The sequence below is a fragment of the Gilliamella apicola genome (assembly GCF_003202655.1).
Classification (GTDB): Bacteria; Pseudomonadota; Gammaproteobacteria; order Enterobacterales; family Orbaceae; genus Gilliamella; species Gilliamella apicola_R.
The window spans coordinates 193,782-213,705 of record NZ_QGLR01000010.1; the positions used below are offsets into that span (position 1 = coordinate 193,782).

General features: G+C 34.7%; 14 protein-coding genes and 1 pseudogene. 6 read left to right on the forward strand and 9 right to left on the reverse strand.

The annotated features are described in order from the left end of the window. Positions 1-253: 253 nt before the first annotated feature. The 9 genes and pseudogenes from mgtA to hutW form a co-directional block, all read right to left on the reverse strand. Positions 254-2,962: a magnesium-translocating P-type ATPase gene (gene mgtA / locus DKK70_RS09105; RefSeq protein WP_110433718.1), complete on the reverse strand. Its 2,709-nt coding sequence runs from the start codon at positions 2,960-2,962 to the stop codon at positions 254-256. 1,792 nt (positions 2,963-4,754) lie between these two features. Then, positions 4,755-6,647, reverse strand: coding sequence for a DNA topoisomerase III (locus DKK70_RS09110; protein ID WP_110433719.1), 1,893 nt, complete (start codon positions 6,645-6,647; stop codon positions 4,755-4,757). Between the two features lie 15 nt (positions 6,648-6,662). Further along, entirely contained in the window at positions 6,663-7,064 is a 402-nt protein-coding gene (locus DKK70_RS09115; RefSeq protein ID WP_309146312.1) for a GNAT family N-acetyltransferase, read from the reverse strand. Between the two features lie 406 nt (positions 7,065-7,470). Further along, positions 7,471-8,475 (reverse strand): zinc transporter ZntB, encoded by a 1,005-nt coding sequence (gene zntB / locus DKK70_RS09120; RefSeq protein WP_181415959.1) that lies wholly within the window; start codon positions 8,473-8,475, stop codon positions 7,471-7,473. Positions 8,476-8,558: 83 nt separating this feature from the next. Then, the gene (locus DKK70_RS09125) at positions 8,559-9,332 is read right to left on the reverse strand and encodes a heme ABC transporter ATP-binding protein (protein ID WP_219999735.1); all 774 of its coding nucleotides are present in this window, start codon (positions 9,330-9,332) and stop codon (positions 8,559-8,561) included. Positions 9,333-9,348: 16 nt separating this feature from the next. Beyond that, positions 9,349-10,335 (reverse strand): FecCD family ABC transporter permease, encoded by a 987-nt coding sequence (locus tag DKK70_RS09130; protein WP_086358060.1) that lies wholly within the window; start codon positions 10,333-10,335, stop codon positions 9,349-9,351. A 21-nt stretch (positions 10,336-10,356) separates the two neighbouring features. After that, entirely contained in the window at positions 10,357-10,995 is a 639-nt protein-coding gene (locus DKK70_RS09135) for an NAD(P)H-binding protein (RefSeq protein WP_110433722.1), read from the reverse strand. Between the two features lie 16 nt (positions 10,996-11,011). Further along, a complete protein-coding gene (gene hutX / locus DKK70_RS09140; protein WP_110433723.1) occupies positions 11,012-11,512 on the reverse strand; it encodes a heme utilization cystosolic carrier protein HutX in 501 nt (166 codons plus the stop codon). A gap of 125 nt (positions 11,513-11,637) precedes the next feature. Next, positions 11,638-12,942, reverse strand: a pseudogene (gene hutW, locus DKK70_RS09145) (heme anaerobic degradation radical SAM methyltransferase ChuW/HutW); the annotation flags it as partial. A 279-nt stretch (positions 12,943-13,221) separates the two neighbouring features. Between hutW and DKK70_RS09150 the strand changes: the two are divergent. The 6 genes from DKK70_RS09150 (at position 13,222) to DKK70_RS09170 (ending at position 19,905) form a co-directional block, all read left to right on the forward strand. Next, on the forward strand, positions 13,222-14,049 hold the full coding sequence (locus tag DKK70_RS09150; RefSeq protein WP_110433725.1) for a heme/hemin ABC transporter substrate-binding protein: 828 nt from the start codon (positions 13,222-13,224) through the stop codon (positions 14,047-14,049). Between the two features lie 307 nt (positions 14,050-14,356). Next, a complete protein-coding gene (locus tag DKK70_RS16725; RefSeq protein WP_181415961.1) occupies positions 14,357-14,515 on the forward strand; it encodes a hypothetical protein in 159 nt (52 codons plus the stop codon). A gap of 351 nt (positions 14,516-14,866) precedes the next feature. Beyond that, on the forward strand, positions 14,867-15,091 hold the full coding sequence (locus tag DKK70_RS09155) for a hypothetical protein (RefSeq protein ID WP_110433726.1): 225 nt from the start codon (positions 14,867-14,869) through the stop codon (positions 15,089-15,091). A gap of 708 nt (positions 15,092-15,799) precedes the next feature. Beyond that, on the forward strand, positions 15,800-16,648 hold the full coding sequence (locus tag DKK70_RS09160) for a heme/hemin ABC transporter substrate-binding protein (RefSeq protein WP_110433727.1): 849 nt from the start codon (positions 15,800-15,802) through the stop codon (positions 16,646-16,648). A gap of 94 nt (positions 16,649-16,742) precedes the next feature. Continuing rightward, entirely contained in the window at positions 16,743-19,043 is a 2,301-nt protein-coding gene (locus DKK70_RS09165) for a TonB-dependent receptor domain-containing protein (RefSeq protein WP_110433728.1), read from the forward strand. Between the two features lie 220 nt (positions 19,044-19,263). Beyond that, complete coding sequence (locus DKK70_RS09170; RefSeq protein WP_110433729.1) at positions 19,264-19,905, forward strand: YjfI family protein; 642 nt, start codon at positions 19,264-19,266, stop codon at positions 19,903-19,905. Positions 19,906-19,924: the final 19 nt, after the last annotated feature.

Below are 19,924 nucleotides of genomic sequence, written 5' to 3' on the forward strand. Positions count from 1 at the left end.
TTTTCTTGTGCTTTTTTCAATTTACGGTTTTTGATTAGTGTAATTAAATTTTTATGTGGGGTTTTCATTTTTTACTCCTCTTGTTGTTATATAAATGCGCCTTAAATTGATATTTAAAGCGTTTTGTTGCTATATAAATATTGTCATCCGTGATGTTTTCAATAATGTTTAATTAAACACTATAACACATTAGTTTAATATTTATACTTTTTTAGTTAATGATGTAAGCATAACTTACATCAAGTTTATTATTTTAGAACCATTGTCCAAAGCGTTTGATGTAAATCTTTTTCATTATTTGGGCTACGACACAGTAACTCAATAATGTTGCAACCAACCATGGGAAATAGGACCAAGGTAAAGGTTGAAGACCAATTAAGCTGCCAATTGGTGAAAATGGAATATAAATACCCACCGCCATAATTAGCATAGTCATAACAATCACTGGGAATGCCGCCGTGCTCTGAATAAATGGAATTTTTTGTGTTCTTAGCATATGTACCACTAAGGTTTGGGATAACAACCCTTCGATAAACCAACCTGAATGGAACAGCGATTCAGCTGCTACACTATTAGCACTAAAAACAAACCACATTAATGCATAAGTTGTTATGTCAAAAATAGAAGATGTTGGGCCGATCCAGATCATAAAGCGTCCAATATTTGGCGCATCCCATTTACGTGGTTTTTGTAAAAACTCTTCATCCATCTTATCCCAAGGTAATGATAGTTGTGAAATATCATATAATAAATTTTGGATAAGCAGATGAATCGCAAGCATTGGTAAAAACGGTAAAAACGCACTTGCCACCAATACAGAGAAGATATTACCAAAATTTGAACTAGCGGTCATATTAAGATATTTCATAATATTACCGAAGGTTTCACGACCACATATTACCCCCTCTTCTAATACCATCAAGCTTTTTTCCAGCAAAATAATATCGGCCGATTCTTTAGCAATATCAGTTGCGGTATCCACCGAAATACCAACATCGGCATCACGTAACGCTGGAGCATCATTAATACCATCGCCTAAAAAACCAACTGTATGACCGTTATCTTGTAATAATCGAATTATGCGAGATTTTTGTAACGGAGTTAACTTAGCAAAAATAGTGCGTTGTTCGATCTGCTCTTTTAACTCAGCATCATCCATGTTTTCAATTTCGCTGCCAAGTAAAGGAATACCGGGTTCTAAACCAACTTCTCGGCATACTTTAATCGTAATAATTTCATTGTCACCGGTTAAAACTTTAACCCCAACTCCATGTTCATTTAAAGCAGAAATTGCTTCATAAGCACTCTCTTTAGGTGGATCGAGGAAGGTTAAAAATCCACGAATGGCTAATGCTTTCTCGTCTTGCACACTGTATTGGGTTTTAGTTTGTGATCCTGAAATCTCTTTCACACCTACCGCTAATACTCTGAAACCATCTTTATTATAGTTGTGGGCTAGTTCAATCAATGCTTGTTTGCGATTTTCATCCAACGGTAAATATTCACCATTTTCATAAACGAAATCCGAAATAGATAGCATTTCTTCAACGGCACCTTTACAGATCATTAAGTGATTATCATCATTGCCTTGCACAACTACAGATAAACGACGACGAACAAAATCAAACGGTAATTCATCAATTTTACTATATAGACCAACACCAACTTTTTTAACGCTGGTTTTTTCTTCAGCAAAACGGATGATTGCTTTATCCATCAAGTTTTTCATTCCGCTTTGATAGTAACTATTGAGCCACGCCAGTTGTAACACCGATGGATCAACTTGGCCGTTAATGTCTAAATGATGTTCTAAAATAATTTTATCTTGGGTTAAGGTACCGGTTTTATCAGTACATAAAATATCCATCGCACCAAAATTTTGTATTGCGTTTAACCTTTTAACCACCACTTTGCGTTTTGCCATTCCTACCGCACCTTTGGCTAGATTTGCACTAACAATCATCGGCAACATTTCAGGCGTTAAACCAACAGCCACAGCCAAAGCAAATAAGGCTGCTTCGCCCCAATCGCCTTTGGTAAAGCCGTTTATTAACAACACAATCGGCACCATCACTAACATAAAGCGTATCAACAACCAACTTACGCTATTTACCCCACGATCAAATGAGGTTTCTGCCCTTGAGCCTACAATTGATTTGGCTAATGAACCAAAATGGGTATCAGCACCGGTAGCAACAACAATCGCTTTTGCGGTACCACTTACTACATTGGTGCCCATAAAGCAGATATTATTGACATCAAGTAGATTATCTTTATCAATCTCAGATGGATTTACCTCATCTGTGGTTTTTTGTGATACGGCACCTAAGGTGTCATATTTTTCAACCGGAATTGATTCACCAGTCAATACCGCTTGACTGACAAATAGATCGCGCGATTCGATTAAACGAATGTCTGCCGGAATCATATCCCCAGCTGATAACAGCACTATATCGCCAGGAACGATATCACTTAAAGGAACTTCGATATGTTCAGCCGGCATATTTTTATTTGGCCGACGCAACACCGTGGCTGTAGTTCGGATCATTGATTTTAAAGCTTCAGCAGCTTTATTTGAACGAAACTCCTGCCAAAAACGCAGTAAGCCACTTAGTGTAACCATTGTTAAAATAATGATAATACTGGTGAGATCAGTCTCCTCACCGTTTTGTAATGGTAACCAGTAATCAGTGACAAAACTAACCGCGGCCAATATTAACAAAACAAAGATAAAAGGATTTTTAAAAGCTAACAGCAGCTGCACAAAGGCCGAAGGAACTTTTTCTCGAGCCACTTCATTTTTACCATATTGTTCCAATCGAGATTTGGCATTCTCTTGGGTTAGCCCAGAGAGGCTTGATTGAAATTTAGATAAAATGTTATCCAAACTGTTTTGCGCTTCTTCAAGTGCTTTAGTGTTTAAAGTATTTTCTGTCTTTACTTTAGATGTGTTTTTAATCATAGTTAGTACCTATCTATTTTTTTTAGACAAAAGAATCCCGCTCTTAGTTAACGTTAAACTAGGAGTGAATAAGTTCTTATTGACTAAAATTTAAACGCAAAGCAATAACTAGCCATTAAAGCTAATGCTTGGCATAAAATATAATGATAAAAATAAAAATTAGTTAAGAGTTAGATACAACTAGGTGGCTCTAAATGCTTATCTGTAAGATATAACACTCGCAAAAGCACTTTGTGAGCGCAATGGTGTTTTGAATTTGTGTGATCGCGTGTAGAAAACTGCATATCGTTCACCGTTACCGTTTTATCAATTTCGGCTTGTGAACTGAAAAAATAACTATTTAGACAGGTTCATTAACCGATAATGATGTGTTTGAATTTATCTCCCCACATTTTGGGGTGACCCGATTGAGTGTCCATATTTCTCCTGTAAATTGAACTCATCACTTTGTATTTCAACTTTCCTTAACCCTCATTTTTAACCACCTTTTATCGTTAAAAAAGTAAGAAAAGCTCAAAAGCGTGGACTTTATACGCTTTTGCCCTCAAGAAGTCAACCAATTAGCTAAAAATAGTGGTGTAAATGACTAAAAACAGCACTAATGATATGAGTTCATATACAATTAATCGCCGTTTTCGATGCTGTTTATCGCAACGGTTAACCGCCCTAGTTATTTGCCAAATTTAAGAGTTAACCTACACGGTTTAGATTATGTTTAAACTAATCAACGCTGACAATTTTCAATAAATCGTTACAAATTTACTTCACGCAAGGAAAAATACCGACACATTAATCTATCGGAATTAATCTATCAGAATTAACTATCTAATTATTCAAAATAAAGAATGCCTTACGTTATAAAATTCTTAATTATATTTACAAAATTTTTAACTTACTGATATTAAAAGATGTTGAAAGTATTTATCAATAATGAATAAACTTCTTAATTAACATCAATAAAAATCATCTTACGCTATGGAATTCTTAATTATTTTTAAATGACTGAAATTAAAAGATATCGAAAGCATTTATCTTCAGTAAATTAACGCTTTAATTATCTTCAATAAAGATCGCCTTACGCTATAAAATTCTTAATGATATTTACAAAATTTTTAACTTACTGATATTAAAAATATGTTAAAAGCACTTATCATTCACTGAATTAGCGCTCTAATTATTTTCAATAAAGACCGTATTACGATATAGAACGCTTAATTATCTTTACAGATATTTTACTTTCTGATATTAAAAGATATCGAAAGTATTTATCAACAATGAATTAACTTTTTAATGAACATCACTAAAAATCACCTTACGCTATAAAATTCTTAATGATATTTACAAAATTTTTAACTTACTGATATTAAAAATATGTTAAAAGCATTTATCATTCACTGAATTAGCGCTCTAATTATTTTCAATAAAGACAGCCTTACGCTATAGAATTCTCAATTATTTTTAACTGACTGAAATTAAAATATGTCGAAAGCATTTATCTGCGCTAAATTAACTGTGATTATTCTCAATAATGCTCAGCTCTCGGTATAGATTCCGCATTATTTTTACAGGAAATTTAAGCTACACATTAAATAATAAATTTATACTTAAAAAAGAAAATAAAGTCTTGGTAAATATATTGATTAACTGTCAAAGTAGAGATCTCTTACTAATTGAGAAGCAAAATTATAAGTATAGCGTCGATAATCAATATAAAAATTACTATTTATAATTGATGATTAACTAGACGATAGATAATTGTCATATTGTTTATACTGTTATTGATAAGTGGGGATCAGGATTGAATTTTCAATCGTGAATTTTTTAACTGTTCGATCAATGTGAGTAAAGAGCAATTTAGTTGATACATAAATTGTTGATAACTGAACTCTTTTTTACTAATTTCTTCGAGTTGTAACTCCCAATGTGCGGTCATATCTGGCATTGAAACACTTTCTGGTAATGATAAAATTAGGTTTTTACCAATCTGGGTTGCACGGATGGTTTTACCTTGTCGCGTCAAAAATTGGCGTTTAAATAACAGCTCAATGATACCAGCTCGTGTTGCCTCAGTACCTAAGCCATCTGTTTCGCGTAGTATTTTTTTAATCTCTGGATCTTTAACAAATCTTGCAATACCTGTCATAGCTGACAATAAGGTAGCATCAGTAAAATATTTGGGTGGCTGAGTTTCTTTGCTAAGTAACTCAGTATCGGTACATTGGACTGATTCGCCTTTTTTAACCAGTTTCGTCAATAAGCCATTATTTTCGTTGCTATCTGCTTCGTTGTCAGTTTGATAATTTTTGCTTCTGAACAGTACTTTCCAACCTTCATTTAACATCTGATTGGCTTTCGAGATAAATTTTCCACCACTAATATCAACATCAATCTGTAATTCAGCATATTTATAAGCGGGATAAAATTGGGCTAAATATTGTGTCGCAACCACTTGATATACAGCTTGCTCCTTACTGGATAAACTATCCATATTAACTTTACGCAACGTTGGGATAATCGCGTGATGAGCCTCTACTTTTTTATCATTCCAGGCTTTAGAACGTAAAGCGAAATCAGCATTATTAATAGCAGTTTGCAATTCTGGGCAATTACTCTCAATCGCTGATTTTACCCCTTGAATCTGTTTTAAATGGTCTTCAGGCAGAAAACGACAATCAGAGCGAGGATAAGTAATTAACTTATGCTTTTCATATAGTGATTGGCAAATATCAAGTACTTCTTGGGCACTTAGACTATTGCGTTTCGCCATTTCAATTTGTAACGCAGATAAATTAAATGGCATCGGTGGCGCTAGCTCTTTCTTTTTATTGCTAACTTTATTAATAATGCCGGTCTGACCTTGAATTCGTTGGCATACATTTTCGGCTAATGCTTTAACTAATACTCGACCTTCCTCATCCTGATAAGGGGCACAAGCCTCGCTTGGTTGCCATTTTGCTTTAAAGGTTTCATTATGTTTGGTTTGCAATATGGCATAGACTTCATAAAAAGGTTTAGGAACAAATTGGGCAATCTCTAAATCCCGCCTAACCACTAAACCCAAAATAGGTGTTTGGACTCGGCCAATGGAGAGAACCCCGCGATAACCGCTACGTTGTCCTGCGAGCGTGCAGACACGGCTCATGTTCATGCCATACAACCAATCAGCTCGAGCTCTAGCTAATGCCGAGGTCGACAACGGGATAAAATCTTGATTATTTCTTAATTTTTCCAGTGATTTTTCAACTGCGCTAGCATTTAAATCACTGATTAAACAACGTTGAATTTTTTTGCGTTTTTCCGTAGGCAACTGACAATAATTGAGTACTTCATCTACCAACAGCTGCCCTTCTCTATCAGGGTCACCTGCATGAACAATTTGATCGGCTGATTTGATTAATTCCACTAAAATATTAAATTGTTTCTGAGTACTGTTTTTCGGCAACAAAATCCATTTTTCAGGAACAATCGGTAAATCATCTAATGTCCACTTTTTATAGCGTTCATCATATATTTCCGGAGTTGCTTGTTCTAATAAATGCCCTATACACCAACTAACAACATCGCCGTTGCCAGCTTTGATAAACCCATTCCCCTTTTGGTGAGGTTTAGGCAAAACATCAGCAATAGCTCGTGCTAAGCTAGGCTTTTCGGCGATAAATAGACGATATGATTGGTTAGTTGGCATAATCTTTAATATTATTCATAAGTTGCAAACGACATAGGTTTGATAAGGTATATTCAAAGTTAAATCTAACTGACTAATAAGTTTTACCGTCGTTAGGTTATCTATAGCGCAGTAAGCTGTTATCTGCTGCACTACCCAAGTTAAAACTAACGTTACCACGCAAATCAGTGTAAGTTGTTTAGCTGTATTCTCCGCGTAGGTAGCAACTTTAATTTCAATGTTACTGTTATTATCGATATTATGGATTAAATAAGATGATGCTTTACAAACAATAACATTATCTATCAAAATAACAAATTCTAATCCGGATTTTGCTACATCAATTGATGAATTAAAATCTTTATACCACTGTTTAACGCGTTTAAGTTCTATTATTTGCTGATACATTTTTTCATCAATTACGTTTAATTGATTGATTTAATATAATTTTAAACAATTAAGTTTAGTTTCGGCTATCAAACAGCATATTCAGATAGCAATAATAATGGATCATTTTCTTATCATTGTTGCAATATAGAGTTTCAATCTTGTTTTGCCACTTTTTATCAGTAACAATAAGAATTAACTCATCCTCACTATCTACTTTTGCAAGCTAGCAAAACACATTTTGATTTGGCTGACCAGCTAATAAAAATAAGCGACCAATTTTAATTATAACTGAACTTGGTGGCAATAGATTATTAGTATCAGATACTCGATATTTGCTTGCCAACAAACAAAATAAATGTTCGCTTTACAACCTGAGATAGCAGTTAAACCGCTTGTTAATCTATTAATTCAGGAATGTATATCAAAATATCGTCTGATTTTTAAATTTACGCTTTTACCACCATTTTTTTAGTTTAAGCCATACTACAGAAACGATACTAATAACAATCAACAATAATATTAAGCCTACAAAAGACCACTCTTTTTCATTGAAAGGGATCCCGGCCAAATTAACACCCAGCAAGCTAGTAATAAAAGTAATTGGCGTAAAAATAATTGTAAAGAGCGACATTAAATAGATGCGTTTATTGGTAGATTCAGCCAAAATACTATTAATTTGTTCCATTAATGAACCAATTCTAATCAGGCAACTATCAATTTCAGACACATAGTGATTTTGTTGATTTGAGATATCATGTAATCGCTGGCGGTCGTTGTCATCGATCCAAGATATTCTTTCCGTTGATATTTTGACAAAAATATCACGTTGCGGTGATAGTAAACGCCTTAATATGAAGAGTTGTTTACGAACTCGACCGATTTCTTTATGCGAAAAAATTCGTTGATTGAGTAATAAATCTTCCAATTTGATAATTTTATTATGCACACCGTCAAAAGATAAATTGACCTGATCACAAATTAACTCTGAGAGTTGAATTAGCCAATCAGCGACATCTACCGGACCAATCCCTTTTTCTAAATTTTCTTTTAGTTTGATGATAGCATCAATTTTTTGGTGTCTAGTCGAAATAATGAAATTATCGGTAATATAAAAACGGAAAGTGACAATCGGATCGGGTAACTCATTTGGTGTAAAGTTAACCCCTTTAAGCACCACTAAAATACCGGAATCACAACGAATTTCTTTAGGAAATTGATTCGGTTTGATTAACTCATTTTTGACAAGATCAGGAATGAGATTGGTTTGATTAATCCAATTAATGGTTTCACTGTTGGCAAAATCAAGATGTATCCAATAAGGTTGTTTGACTGAAACTTCCGTTTGTTCACTCAAAGGATTAGCTTTACCTTTGCCATCCAATTGACAACTAAAAACAGGTTGTGCTGCAAGTAGCTCTGAAACCAAAATAGAATTATTGCTATTTTCATTACTCATCATCAGCCCCATTGGTTAAGTTTTTTTAATTATATACTGATTTTGAGCAAAAATGCAGCGCGCCAATGATTTTCTAGTTCTAATATTTAAGGGTTCAAATAAATTTGCGGTATCGATGTATGATGTGGATGATTAAAAATACCGATTTCAACACCATACCATCGATGGATATTTTCAACCGTTAACACCTCGGTTGGTGCCCCTTGTTCAACAATTTTTCCTTGGTTAACCAAAATTATTTTGTCAGCATATAAAGCAGCTAAATTCAGATCATGCAAGATGCAACACACAGCTAATTGCTGCTTAACTGCTAATTGCTTCAATAAGCGTAAAGTATGTTGTTGATGGTAGAGATCAAGCGCTGAGGTAGGTTCATCTAAAAACAGTAATTTTTCATTCGGTTCAGGTTGCCATAATTGGGCTAAAACTCTAGCCAATTGAACTCTTTGTTGTTCGCCACCGGATAAACCTCGATAATCTCGGTCGGCAAATTGCAAACAATCGGTTTGAACCATCACTTCATGAATTGATTGATCAAAATGGGTTTTACCATAAGGCGCTCGCCCCATTGCAATAACTTCTTTTACTTTAAATGGAAAAGTAAGTTGGCTTTGTTGCAGCATTACGGTTCTTATTTTTGCCAATTGCTTTTGTGGCCACTGTGCTACTGGACGACCTTGTAAATAACACTCACCTGATAGCGGTTTTTGATAACCAGTTAATAGACGCAATAAGGTCGACTTACCAGCGCCATTAGGACCGATGATAATAACAATTTCGCCGGCATTTATTGATAAAGATACATCATTAATGATCATGCGACTGCCATAACCAAAGGTTAAATTTTTAGCGGTTAACACAATAAATCTCCATGCGTTATTTATGTCTCAGAATAAGCCAAAGAAAATATGGGCCACCAATTAAACTGGTTAAAAGACCAACAGGGATTTCCGTTGGTGCGACCAATGTTCTCGCTAAAGTATCTGCTAATAAGAGCAAACATGCGCCACCGAGTGCCGAACCCGGTATTAACCATTTATGATTGGCACCGATTTGTAAACGAATCATATGAGGTACAACTAAGCCAACAAAAGCAATAATGCCACTCACCGCCACTGAGGTACCAATTAACACGGCACAAAGTAATAAGAGATAACGTTTAATACGTTCAACATTGATACCTAAGTAATGGGCATCTTCATCGCCAAGTTGTAATATGTTGAGCTGATGAGCCAGTTTGATGACGCCAAATAGTGCAGGAAAAATTAAAGAAATAGATACGAATACCAGATCCCAAGACCCTTTACCTAAATGTCCCATTGACCATAACGAAAGTTGACGTAATTGTGACTCATCACTGATGTAACTAAGTCCGCCCATTACTGCGCCAATGATGGCATTAATCGCTACACCTAACAGAATCATTTTCGCAAGGTTGCATTGCTCATTAAGACTATAAAGATAGATCAAAACGCAAATAAATAAACTACCAGCAAAAGCTGCTACCATTTTGCCATAAAGCATCATAATCGGCGGAAAAACAGCAGGAAATAAGATTGTTATACCCACCATAAGGCTTGCGCCACTGCTAATACCTAATAACCCCGGATCGGCTAAAGGATTTCTGAATAATCCCTGCATAACAGCGCCAGCACTCGCTAATGCCATGCCGACCACTACCGCGAGTATAATTCTAGGTAATCGGATATTGCACCAAATATTCCATAGAGGATCATCAAATGACATACTCATTAATTGAGTAAAGGATAATTTTAATGCTCCCGAGTTTGCTGAATAGATTATTAAGATTAACAATAAAGCGAATAATCCCAATAACAATATTTGTGGACTAGATTTGCGCACCGATTAACCTCATAAATTTAATTAATAATTTACCGTAAGGCTTGGGTCAACAACACTATATGCACGATTATCAAATTGTTGATTTGCAATTTTATCCATGATTATTTTGGCTAATTCTTTACGATATACGAAACCGTGAACTTCTTGAGCAAAATAGCATTGACCGTTATTGGTTAGTTCGCCATCGCGTAAACCGCCGGGTCTTAAGATCACATAATTCAAGGTACTCGTTTGTAACCAAACTTCAGCCAAGGATTTTTCGCGCACCGCATTACCAAATGCTTGTTTAGCTCGTAAGGATAAGGTTGACCATGAATCACCACAACCAAGTGAGGTCACCAATACCATTTGTTTGATTCCTACTTGTTCTGCGCAATCAATGATATTGCGCTGCGCAATATAATTGCCGGTTTCGCCACCCAAAGTTGAAATAATGGTTGCATCACAACCAGCTTGCTTACCGATTTCCTTTACTAATTCAACGTCGGTTGCATCACCTACATAGGTTTCAATATTTTGTTGAGCTAATTGTTTTGCAAAGTCAGCATCGCGGACTAAAGCAATACAACGCCACTCTGGGTGGCATTGTTTGATTAATTGCGATACTTGATAACCAGTTCCTAACTTGGCGCTAACACCAAAAATAATTACTGTTTTCATGTTATTATTCTTCAAATTAATTAATTTTTTCTGCTAACGCTCTAAATTTTTCTAGCTGATCGGCTTTTAATTGATGCTTTTCATCACGGCCAACGAAAATTTTAAACATGGATTGGCCTAAATGGTTGAGGAAAATCATTGAAGCCGTCGACATTTTCATAAATTTTCTTTCGATAAATGCAATATATTGACAATGTTCTGCTTTGATATGACCGCTTAACCCTTTTTGGTGACGTAAATTAAAGTATTTTTGGCTATGTGTTCCCGGTGGTAATTCACCTGAAATTTCAGCAATAACGTCACCAGTGTGAACTAAAAATAACACATCACCCCAAGTGGTTACTTCTTGCCAAATTTCATCAAAATGGCTGCCATCAACAATTTTAGCATCTGGTATTGCTTGGATTACTTGTGTTAGCGTGACTTTATGATCTTGAGCGATTTTTTCTAACAGTTCTTCTGGATTAGATTGCATATAAGCTGCAAGGTTATCTAAAAGGGTTTGTTTTTCTGCCATAGTAATTTCCTTTAATTTTTTGTTTTTACTTGGATGTTTTGCATATGTGGATGAGATTTAGGCATACCATTACCTTGTTGCATGGCTTGTCTAGCTTGGGCCATCTTCTGTTGTAATTCGATATGTTCTGGATTATTAAGTTGCAATAACAATTGCTGCAATGCTTGAACTATATTACTCGACCAAAAACGTCCTGATAAAGTTAGGCGTAAACAACGATCTTCATTTTGCAGCAAACCGACTTCATGCCATTGCTTGATAAGTGGGTCAAAGAGTTCAGCTTGATTGGTTAGTTGCGTTAAATCTACTCGCCCTTTTTCTATACCAGCTTGTAATTTATGCAACCAGTCACCCACTAAAGGTTTACCGGTTAACATCATCAACGGTTTTTTACCTTGGTCTAATAAAGCATAATATTGACTCAAATCTCGATGGATCATAAAAGATTGTCCGTCTAGCTTTCCACCTGCACATGAACCGAATGCAAAAAAGTGAGAGCCTTGTTTTATCAGAAAATTATATAAATTTCGTTCGCGACTGGTTTTTGCCCAATGAGCATTAGTTAAATGGGTCCAACCTTGTTTAGCTAAATATTCAGCACCTTGATGGTAAAAATTGCACTTATCAGTAACCGATGGGATCGCAATTCGATTATTTTCCACCCCTTTAGCTAATGGTGTTGTCGGCAAGAGATTTAAAGAATAAAGATCAACCCCGTCAAGTGGCAATTGATCAGCAATTTCTAAATCTCTTTGCCATGTAGCCGGTGTCTGGTTAGGTAAGCCAAACATCAGGTCACAAACTAATGCAACACTATCACGCGCAGCAATACGTTCAAAACCTTGAATAATCTCTTTTTCTGATGATTGGCGTCCTAATCGTTGTCTAATTGCGGTATTGAAGGTTTGAATACCTATCGAAAAACGATTTGCACCAGCTTCAATATAACTATCAATTTTATCTTCATCAAAATCAGAAATTCGCCCTTCGACTGTAATTTCACAATCTGGCGCTAATGGCGCATGCTGTTTAAAATAACTTATTACTCGCGCTAATTGTCCTGCCGCTAACGCAGAAGGTGTACCTCCACCAAAATAAATAGCGTGAATTGGCGCCGACTGCATAGCTTTATTATTGATTTCGAGGGATATTTCTTGTAATAAATAATCAATATAAGTTTTGGTATCAAACTTTTTTAATGGGTTTTGATAAAATCCACAAAACTGACAATGAATATCACAAAAAGGGATATGAATGTAGATCAGTCGTTTTTTTCCAGATAAATCTGAATTTTGCAAGATACTCCATTGCGGCTCTAATTCTTGTGGTGATACTGGTAGGCTTGCTTGTAATGGCATCATTGCCCAACGATCTTTAAAAGGTAAAACTGAATTTGAAGCGTAAAACGCACTTACATCAAATGATTTCATAACATCCATTCATAAAAATAATCTCGGTGAATTAAATAATAATTATTATCATTTATCAATATTTTTTTAATTTTTTTGCTGTTTATTTATCCTGAACTAAGTATTTATTTAATAACTGTTCAATATCCATCCTAGATTTGGGTGTTTTTTGAAAATTTTATTCAATCCCTACCCTACTTTGTCGTGGTTGATATTGATAATTGTTTTCATTATAGTGTTTTGTCTGATTTAAATTTGAGGTCTATAACTCAAGTGATAAATAAAAATTTCATAAACAAAATGTGGTTATTTTTGTTGCTCTTTAGCCTAAATAGCTTAATCAATTTCAGCTCAGCAAATGAAAGAATTGTTGTTGCAGGTAGTACTTTGACAGAAATCGTTTTTGCCCTAGGTGCTGGAGAAGATATCGTTGGGGTGGATAATAGCAGTCGATATCCAAAACAAGTTACCCAATTACCACAAATTGGTAATGTAAAATTGTTAAATATTGAATCAGTTTTATCCCTCACGCCCTCCTTAGTTATTAGTTTTGATGATGCGGAAATCGCTAACGTACTGAAACAAATTTCCCAAGCAAAAATCGAAATTTTACCCCTGAAACGTGAACCAAGTACAGTCGAATCGCTGTATGAAAATATCAGTAAAATTGCCGCTAAATTAGATAGAGCAAAGGAAGGACAAAAACTGATTAAGCGAATCAAAAATGATCTTTCGCTAATTCAAAACAGAACTGCCACTCGTCGGCAAAAAACTAAAGTTTTATGCCTCATGAATATGGAGAGAAACATTTTCATAGTAGGAAAAAATACCGCTATCGATGCATTAATTACCATCGCTGGTGGTGAGAATTTGGCAACACATAATAGTGTTAGAACTTATACTAGTGAATCACTAACTGCTATGAATCCCGAAGTTATTATTTTAACTAACCATTCGATCGAAGAGTTAGGTGGCTTTGACAAAATTAATACCATTGCTGGTATTACCGAAACAGATGCATATAAAAACCATGGCATTGTTATTATCGATGATAGCTATTTATTTACAATCGGACCGAGAGTTGTTGAGGAAGTATTTAAACTGTTTAACGGCTTTTACCCTGAGTAAAACCTCATTAAGTAATTTTTCTATTTTATTAATATTTTTATCAATTGAAGCAAGAGATGAGTATTTTTTTAATAAATTATGTTGGAAAGGACTAACATGATAAATGTTAACTGTTTACAAAAACTAGCTCGTTAATAAAAGGCTTATCATTAGCACTACCCGCTCTCTACTGACCAAACTAAGGGAAAAAAATAAGAATGAAAAAAGGTTGATACCTTACTAGTATTAGCTCGGGAAACCAACAAAAAACTGGGAACAACGACTGAAATTTCCGAGCAAGATATTCGTCGTGATGGCGGTGATAATTTTGCTAGCATTATGCGTTACCAACCGCTCATTTTCGCGTCATGAAACATTTCTGGCTCGGATGGCGGCAAAAGCAGTTGGAACCATGGTAGCCTTAGTTGTTGGTGAGGCCAATCTTAAAAAGGAAATCTGTGATAATTTTGAAACAGGTTTGATCTGAAATAGTTTTGAAAGAACTGCCAATTGCTGGCATCACCCTTCCATCTTCAGCTTTTACAATAGATATAAAAATTTCATTGCTTATACCCGTTATAAAAACGACTTTTGGGCTAGGAGTAATCGCATGGTTTATCTAGCTGAAAACCGAGATAAAGTTTATATTTATGGCTCAGAATTAAGCAGGAAATTCAATATCAGCAAGTGGATTGAACCGCCTAACGGCTTATGGAAATAGGTTTAAAGAACTGCCAATTACTGGCGTCACCCTTTCATCTTCAGCTTTTTACAATAGATATAAAATTTCATTGCTTATACCCGTTATAAAAACAACTTTTGGGCTAGGAGTAATCGCATGGTTTATCCAGCTGAAAACCAAGATAAAGTTTATATTTATGGCTTAGAATTAAGCAGGAAATTCAATATCAGCAAGTGGATTGAATTGCCTAACGGCTTAAGCGTTAGGTTGGCAATTGGTTATAACCAAGATAAATCACAAACAAGCTACTTAGCTGATAAATACCTTGAAATGGATTCCATAACACTCATGAAGTGGTTATTGGATTATAGCATGGAATGATGTAAATAAATTTCATAGGGTAGCGCTTACTGCCACACTGCAAAAAAGAGAAAAGCCAAAGCGATATTTCGCAAAATTTATCGCAATCAAGGTAAACCACTCCTAATTTCGACGACGATTATTTGCCAATAGCCGACCATAGCACCGTGGATATAACCGTTAATATCAATATCAGCAAAAATATGAAATTAAGTGGCGGAATCTATAATTTTACCGTTCTAAAATATTGGGATTATCTCAGTCGTAATAAATTGTATCTTACTGCCGTCCATAACTATCTATATGTGTTTACCTCGTCAGGTAGAACTTTTCAGTTAGGTTTGAAGATTGATTATTAATTGAAAACACCAACAATAACATCTGCAACTTTTGGAGGTGTTTGTTTAAAGTTTATTTTTCGAGTTAAAAAAGGATTTAAGATTAGTTATAAATAGCCATTTTTTAATAGATTAATCTCCAATGTTAACCATAAAGCTAATTATTGAGATATAAATTGCGACTATTTTTATAAAATAACTGTATATTATTTTGCCAAAATATTGATTATAAATTTATTATTTATTTGAAAAAAAGTTTTGTTAGCGTCTTATATTCATCAAGATTGCATCAAATTATTATCAAATAATCCTATATTTTAGGTTGATAATGGTTCTCATTTTCACTATATTACCCAATCTAAATGGAAAACCATGGTAGGTAAATTAGCTCATGAAGAAGTTTGTAAAAAAGATTAGCCTATTTTTGCTAATTTTTAGTATCAATAGTCTTATCAACCTTAGTTCAGCAAACCAACGAATTGTTATTGCGGGTGGATCTTTAACTGAAATTGTCTTTGCATTAGGCGCTGGTGATGAGGTTGTCGGCGTTGATAAAACCAGTAGTTACCCTGAAAAAGTTAAGCAATTGCCACAGATCGGCTATTGGAAGTTATTAAATATTGAAGGCGTATTATCACTTAAACCAACCCTATTTATAACTTTAAATGATGTAGAGCCTGATAATGTTATCGAAAAAGTATCTGAATCTAAAGTAGATGTATTAGCCTTACAACGTGTGCCAGGTACTATTGAACTGTTATATGAAAATATTGGTAAAATTGCCTCTAAATTGAACAAACAAAAAGAAGGTGAATTATTAATCAACAGAATTAAAACCAATCTTGCCGATATTCAAACTAAAATCGCAACTCACCCGCAAAAAACGAAAGTCCTATCACTAATGAGTATGAGTGGCACCAATTCGGTAGCCGGCAAAAACACCACCATTGATGCATTAATTGCTATTGCCGGCGGTGAGAATCTAGCAAAACATAATAGTTTCAAAAGCTATACTGCTGAATCAATCATTGCTATTAACCCAGAAGTTATCATCCTAAATAAATATTCGATTGATCAACTTGGTGGATTAGACAAAATTGCTACTATTCCGGGGATAACTGAAACAGCTGCATTTAAAAATAATCGTATCACTATTATTGATGATAGTTACTTATTTGGAATTGGTCCACGAGTTGATGAAGCAGCAAAATTGTTATTCCAAAGCTTTTACCCTGAATAATGTAGTCCAATAATTTTAATAATATTTTTTATTAATTGAAGCAATAAATGCATACATTTGTTATTAAGCATATTAAGTATGAAAGGATATAAAGGTGAATTTTAAAAAATTAAAAAAGACAAGTTCATTAGCCATAGGCTTAACATTAGCGTTACCCGCTCTCGCTACTGATAAGCATAATGATGAAAAAGATATTGACACTATTACAGTAACCGCTCATGAAGCCACCAAAAAACCGGGAATGAATACCGAAATTTCCGAGCAAGATATTCGCCGTGATGGTGGGACTAATTTTGGTAGCATTATGCGTTATCAACCATTAATTTCGGCACCGGGTAATATTTCTGGCTCAGGTAGTGGCAAAAGTAGTTGGGACCGTAGTGGCTTTACTGGCTACAATATTCGTGGTTTAGATGCCAACCGAGTATCTATCGACATTGATGGTATGCCTTTACCTATCGCTCAAGGTCGTGTTAACTCGGTTGGTCGTGCTGGATTTGGATCTTATGGAATTGGTCGCGATTATATTGATACTTATATGTACAATAAAGTGGATATCGAATCTGGTGCAACTTCAGTAAGTAATGCCAATAATGCTTTAGGTGGTTCGGTTTCCTTCCAAACTAAAACGGCAAGCTATTACCTCTATCCAGGTAAAACCACCTACTTTGGTTTCCAAAACAACTACGATAGCTCAGACCGTAGTTATCACCAAGGTATAACGATGGCGGCGGGTGATGATTATCTAAATGGGATTGTGGTGTTAAGTCGCCGAGATGGACAACAAACACGTAATCATGGTGATTCTATTAATAGTTACCCAGAAAATTGGCACTCCAACTCGATTTTAGCTGGTTTTGGTTGGCAAATGACAGAAGAACATTTAATCAATACTACTGTCGATTACAATAGTAAAACCAAAAATTCTCACTATGATTCATGGGATAGATACGGTAAAAAAATCGAATCATATGATCATCAAAGAAGCAAAAACAATCGTTTTAATTTGGCATTCAAAGATCAATGGAAACCGACTAATATCAGTTGGATAGATAGCTTAACAACTCAATTAAACTATCAACGTACCAATGTATTTGACGATACTGATCTTCGTCATACTACCAGAGGCAATTTTAATACCCAAACTAACTACAATACTAAAGCTTATAACTTTATTACTACCTTAGTAAAAAATTATGAAAACCAAAGATTTAGTGCTGGTTTAAATGGTAAATGGAGTGAAGATGAATCGCCATTCTTCTCATCAGCTAAGTCACCACATGCCATAGTATTTCCTGATGGTGACTATAGTAAACCACAAGCCGATAGCCGTAGTTATCAGCTAGGCGGATTTTTTGAAGATCGTATAAGCTTTAATTTTAATGACAGCAATAATTTTTATTTAGTTCCCGGTGTTAGAGCAGTTTATCAAAATACTAAACCTCGTAACCTCGAAAATATGTCATTAACCAAACTAAGTAGCAGTCAATTAGGAAAACAGTATAAAGGTAATAGCGATTTTAAAGTGTTACCTTCAATGGCATTTATGTATGATATCAACCCTGACTTCACTGCTTATTTACAATACAAACGTGGAGCACAGATGCCTAATCAGAACCAACTATATGGCTCTTACTTAGCACACAGCAACATGTATGTCTTAGTTGGCGATTCGAATCTAAAAACTGAAACAAGTGATAATTTTGAATTAGGTTTAAAAGGCCACCCGGTTTCTGGTGTGACCCTCTCATCTTCAGCGTTTTACAACAAATATAAAAACTTTATTGCCTATACCCGCTATAGGAAAAATTTTGTTGGAATTGGTAATCGTTTAGTTTATCAATCTGAAAACCGCGACAAAGCCTATATTTATGGTGCTGAGTTAAGCAGTGAATTCAATATCGGTAAATGGGTTGAATCAGCTAACGGCTTAAGCGCAAGATTTGCAATTGGTTATAACCAAGGTAAATCTAAGTCAAGCTATTTAGGTGATAAATATGTGGAAATGGATTCGATCGCGCCGATGAAAACTACTGTAGGTTTAGCATGGGATGATCCAAATAGAGTTTATGGAGTGGCAGTTACTGCTACATTCCAAAAAGGCAAAAAAGCTGAAGCGACATCTCGTGAGACTTATAATAACGAAGGTACACCAATTTCACACTCTAATGACGATTATTTTAGAATTGCGGGGCATGGTATAGTGGATTTAACAAGTTATATTCACATCACCAAGAACGTGAAATTAAATGGTGGGATCTACAACCTTACCGATCAGAAATATTGGGATTACTTAAGTAATAATAAATTGTATAGCACATCAGATCATAAATATCTAGATATGTTTACTGCGCCTGGCAGAACATTCCAAGTAGGTTTAGATATTGATTTCTAAAAGACTAAATTAAAGTTCCATCTTTAACATTAACTAACCCGCATTTTGCGGGTTAGTTATTCATACCTACTTCTGAACGCCTTTCCGATATTTAAATTATTGTTAAACATTAAGTTAAGTTATTGTTAAAATAATCCCATAAAATATTACATGTAATATTTACATGTAAGAAGAATGTGTTAATATAAGTCGTATAAAAACTTAAAAACACTAAATTTTTATGAATAAAAGTAAACAAACAAAAAGTTCAGCATTTTATCAACAACAATACCGGCAACGCTTAAGAGAACAAGGTTTGATAAAAAAAGAAGTTTGGATTTTACCGGAAAATAGTGATGAGTTACTTGAAATTGAAAAAGTATTTCGCCAACCAGCTATAGCGAATAAATCTTTTTTTTGCCATGTGAAGGAAAACAATGAAATGAAAAATAGAGATATCTGGAAAATTAATGATCTTTACCAAGAATTAAAGCAAACTGACTTAGTCAAACAAGGTTTCGCTAGCGTTGAAATGATCGATGGTATCGATGCCTGTTTACATATCATTATGCATGAATATGGTGATTTACCACTTTTTTTAAGTGTTTCAAATCAACAAATAATGGTTGAAGCGCTCCTTTGGCCAGTTTCACTAATTAAAAATCCTTCATCATTTAATGAAGAGATTCTATGTGCTAGAAAACTATTTGCTTTATCAACTATAGCAATTGAAAAAACTGGCGATGGTGAAGTTAATTACATTATGTATGGTGCACTGAGTTCATCATCAACCTTAAACAATATTGTTTATGAGCTTGAAACTTTATCCGACAATGTGATCAAAGCGACTGAAGCTTATGAACATTTTTTCAATATTGAATAATTAAAGTAAAAATCCTAAA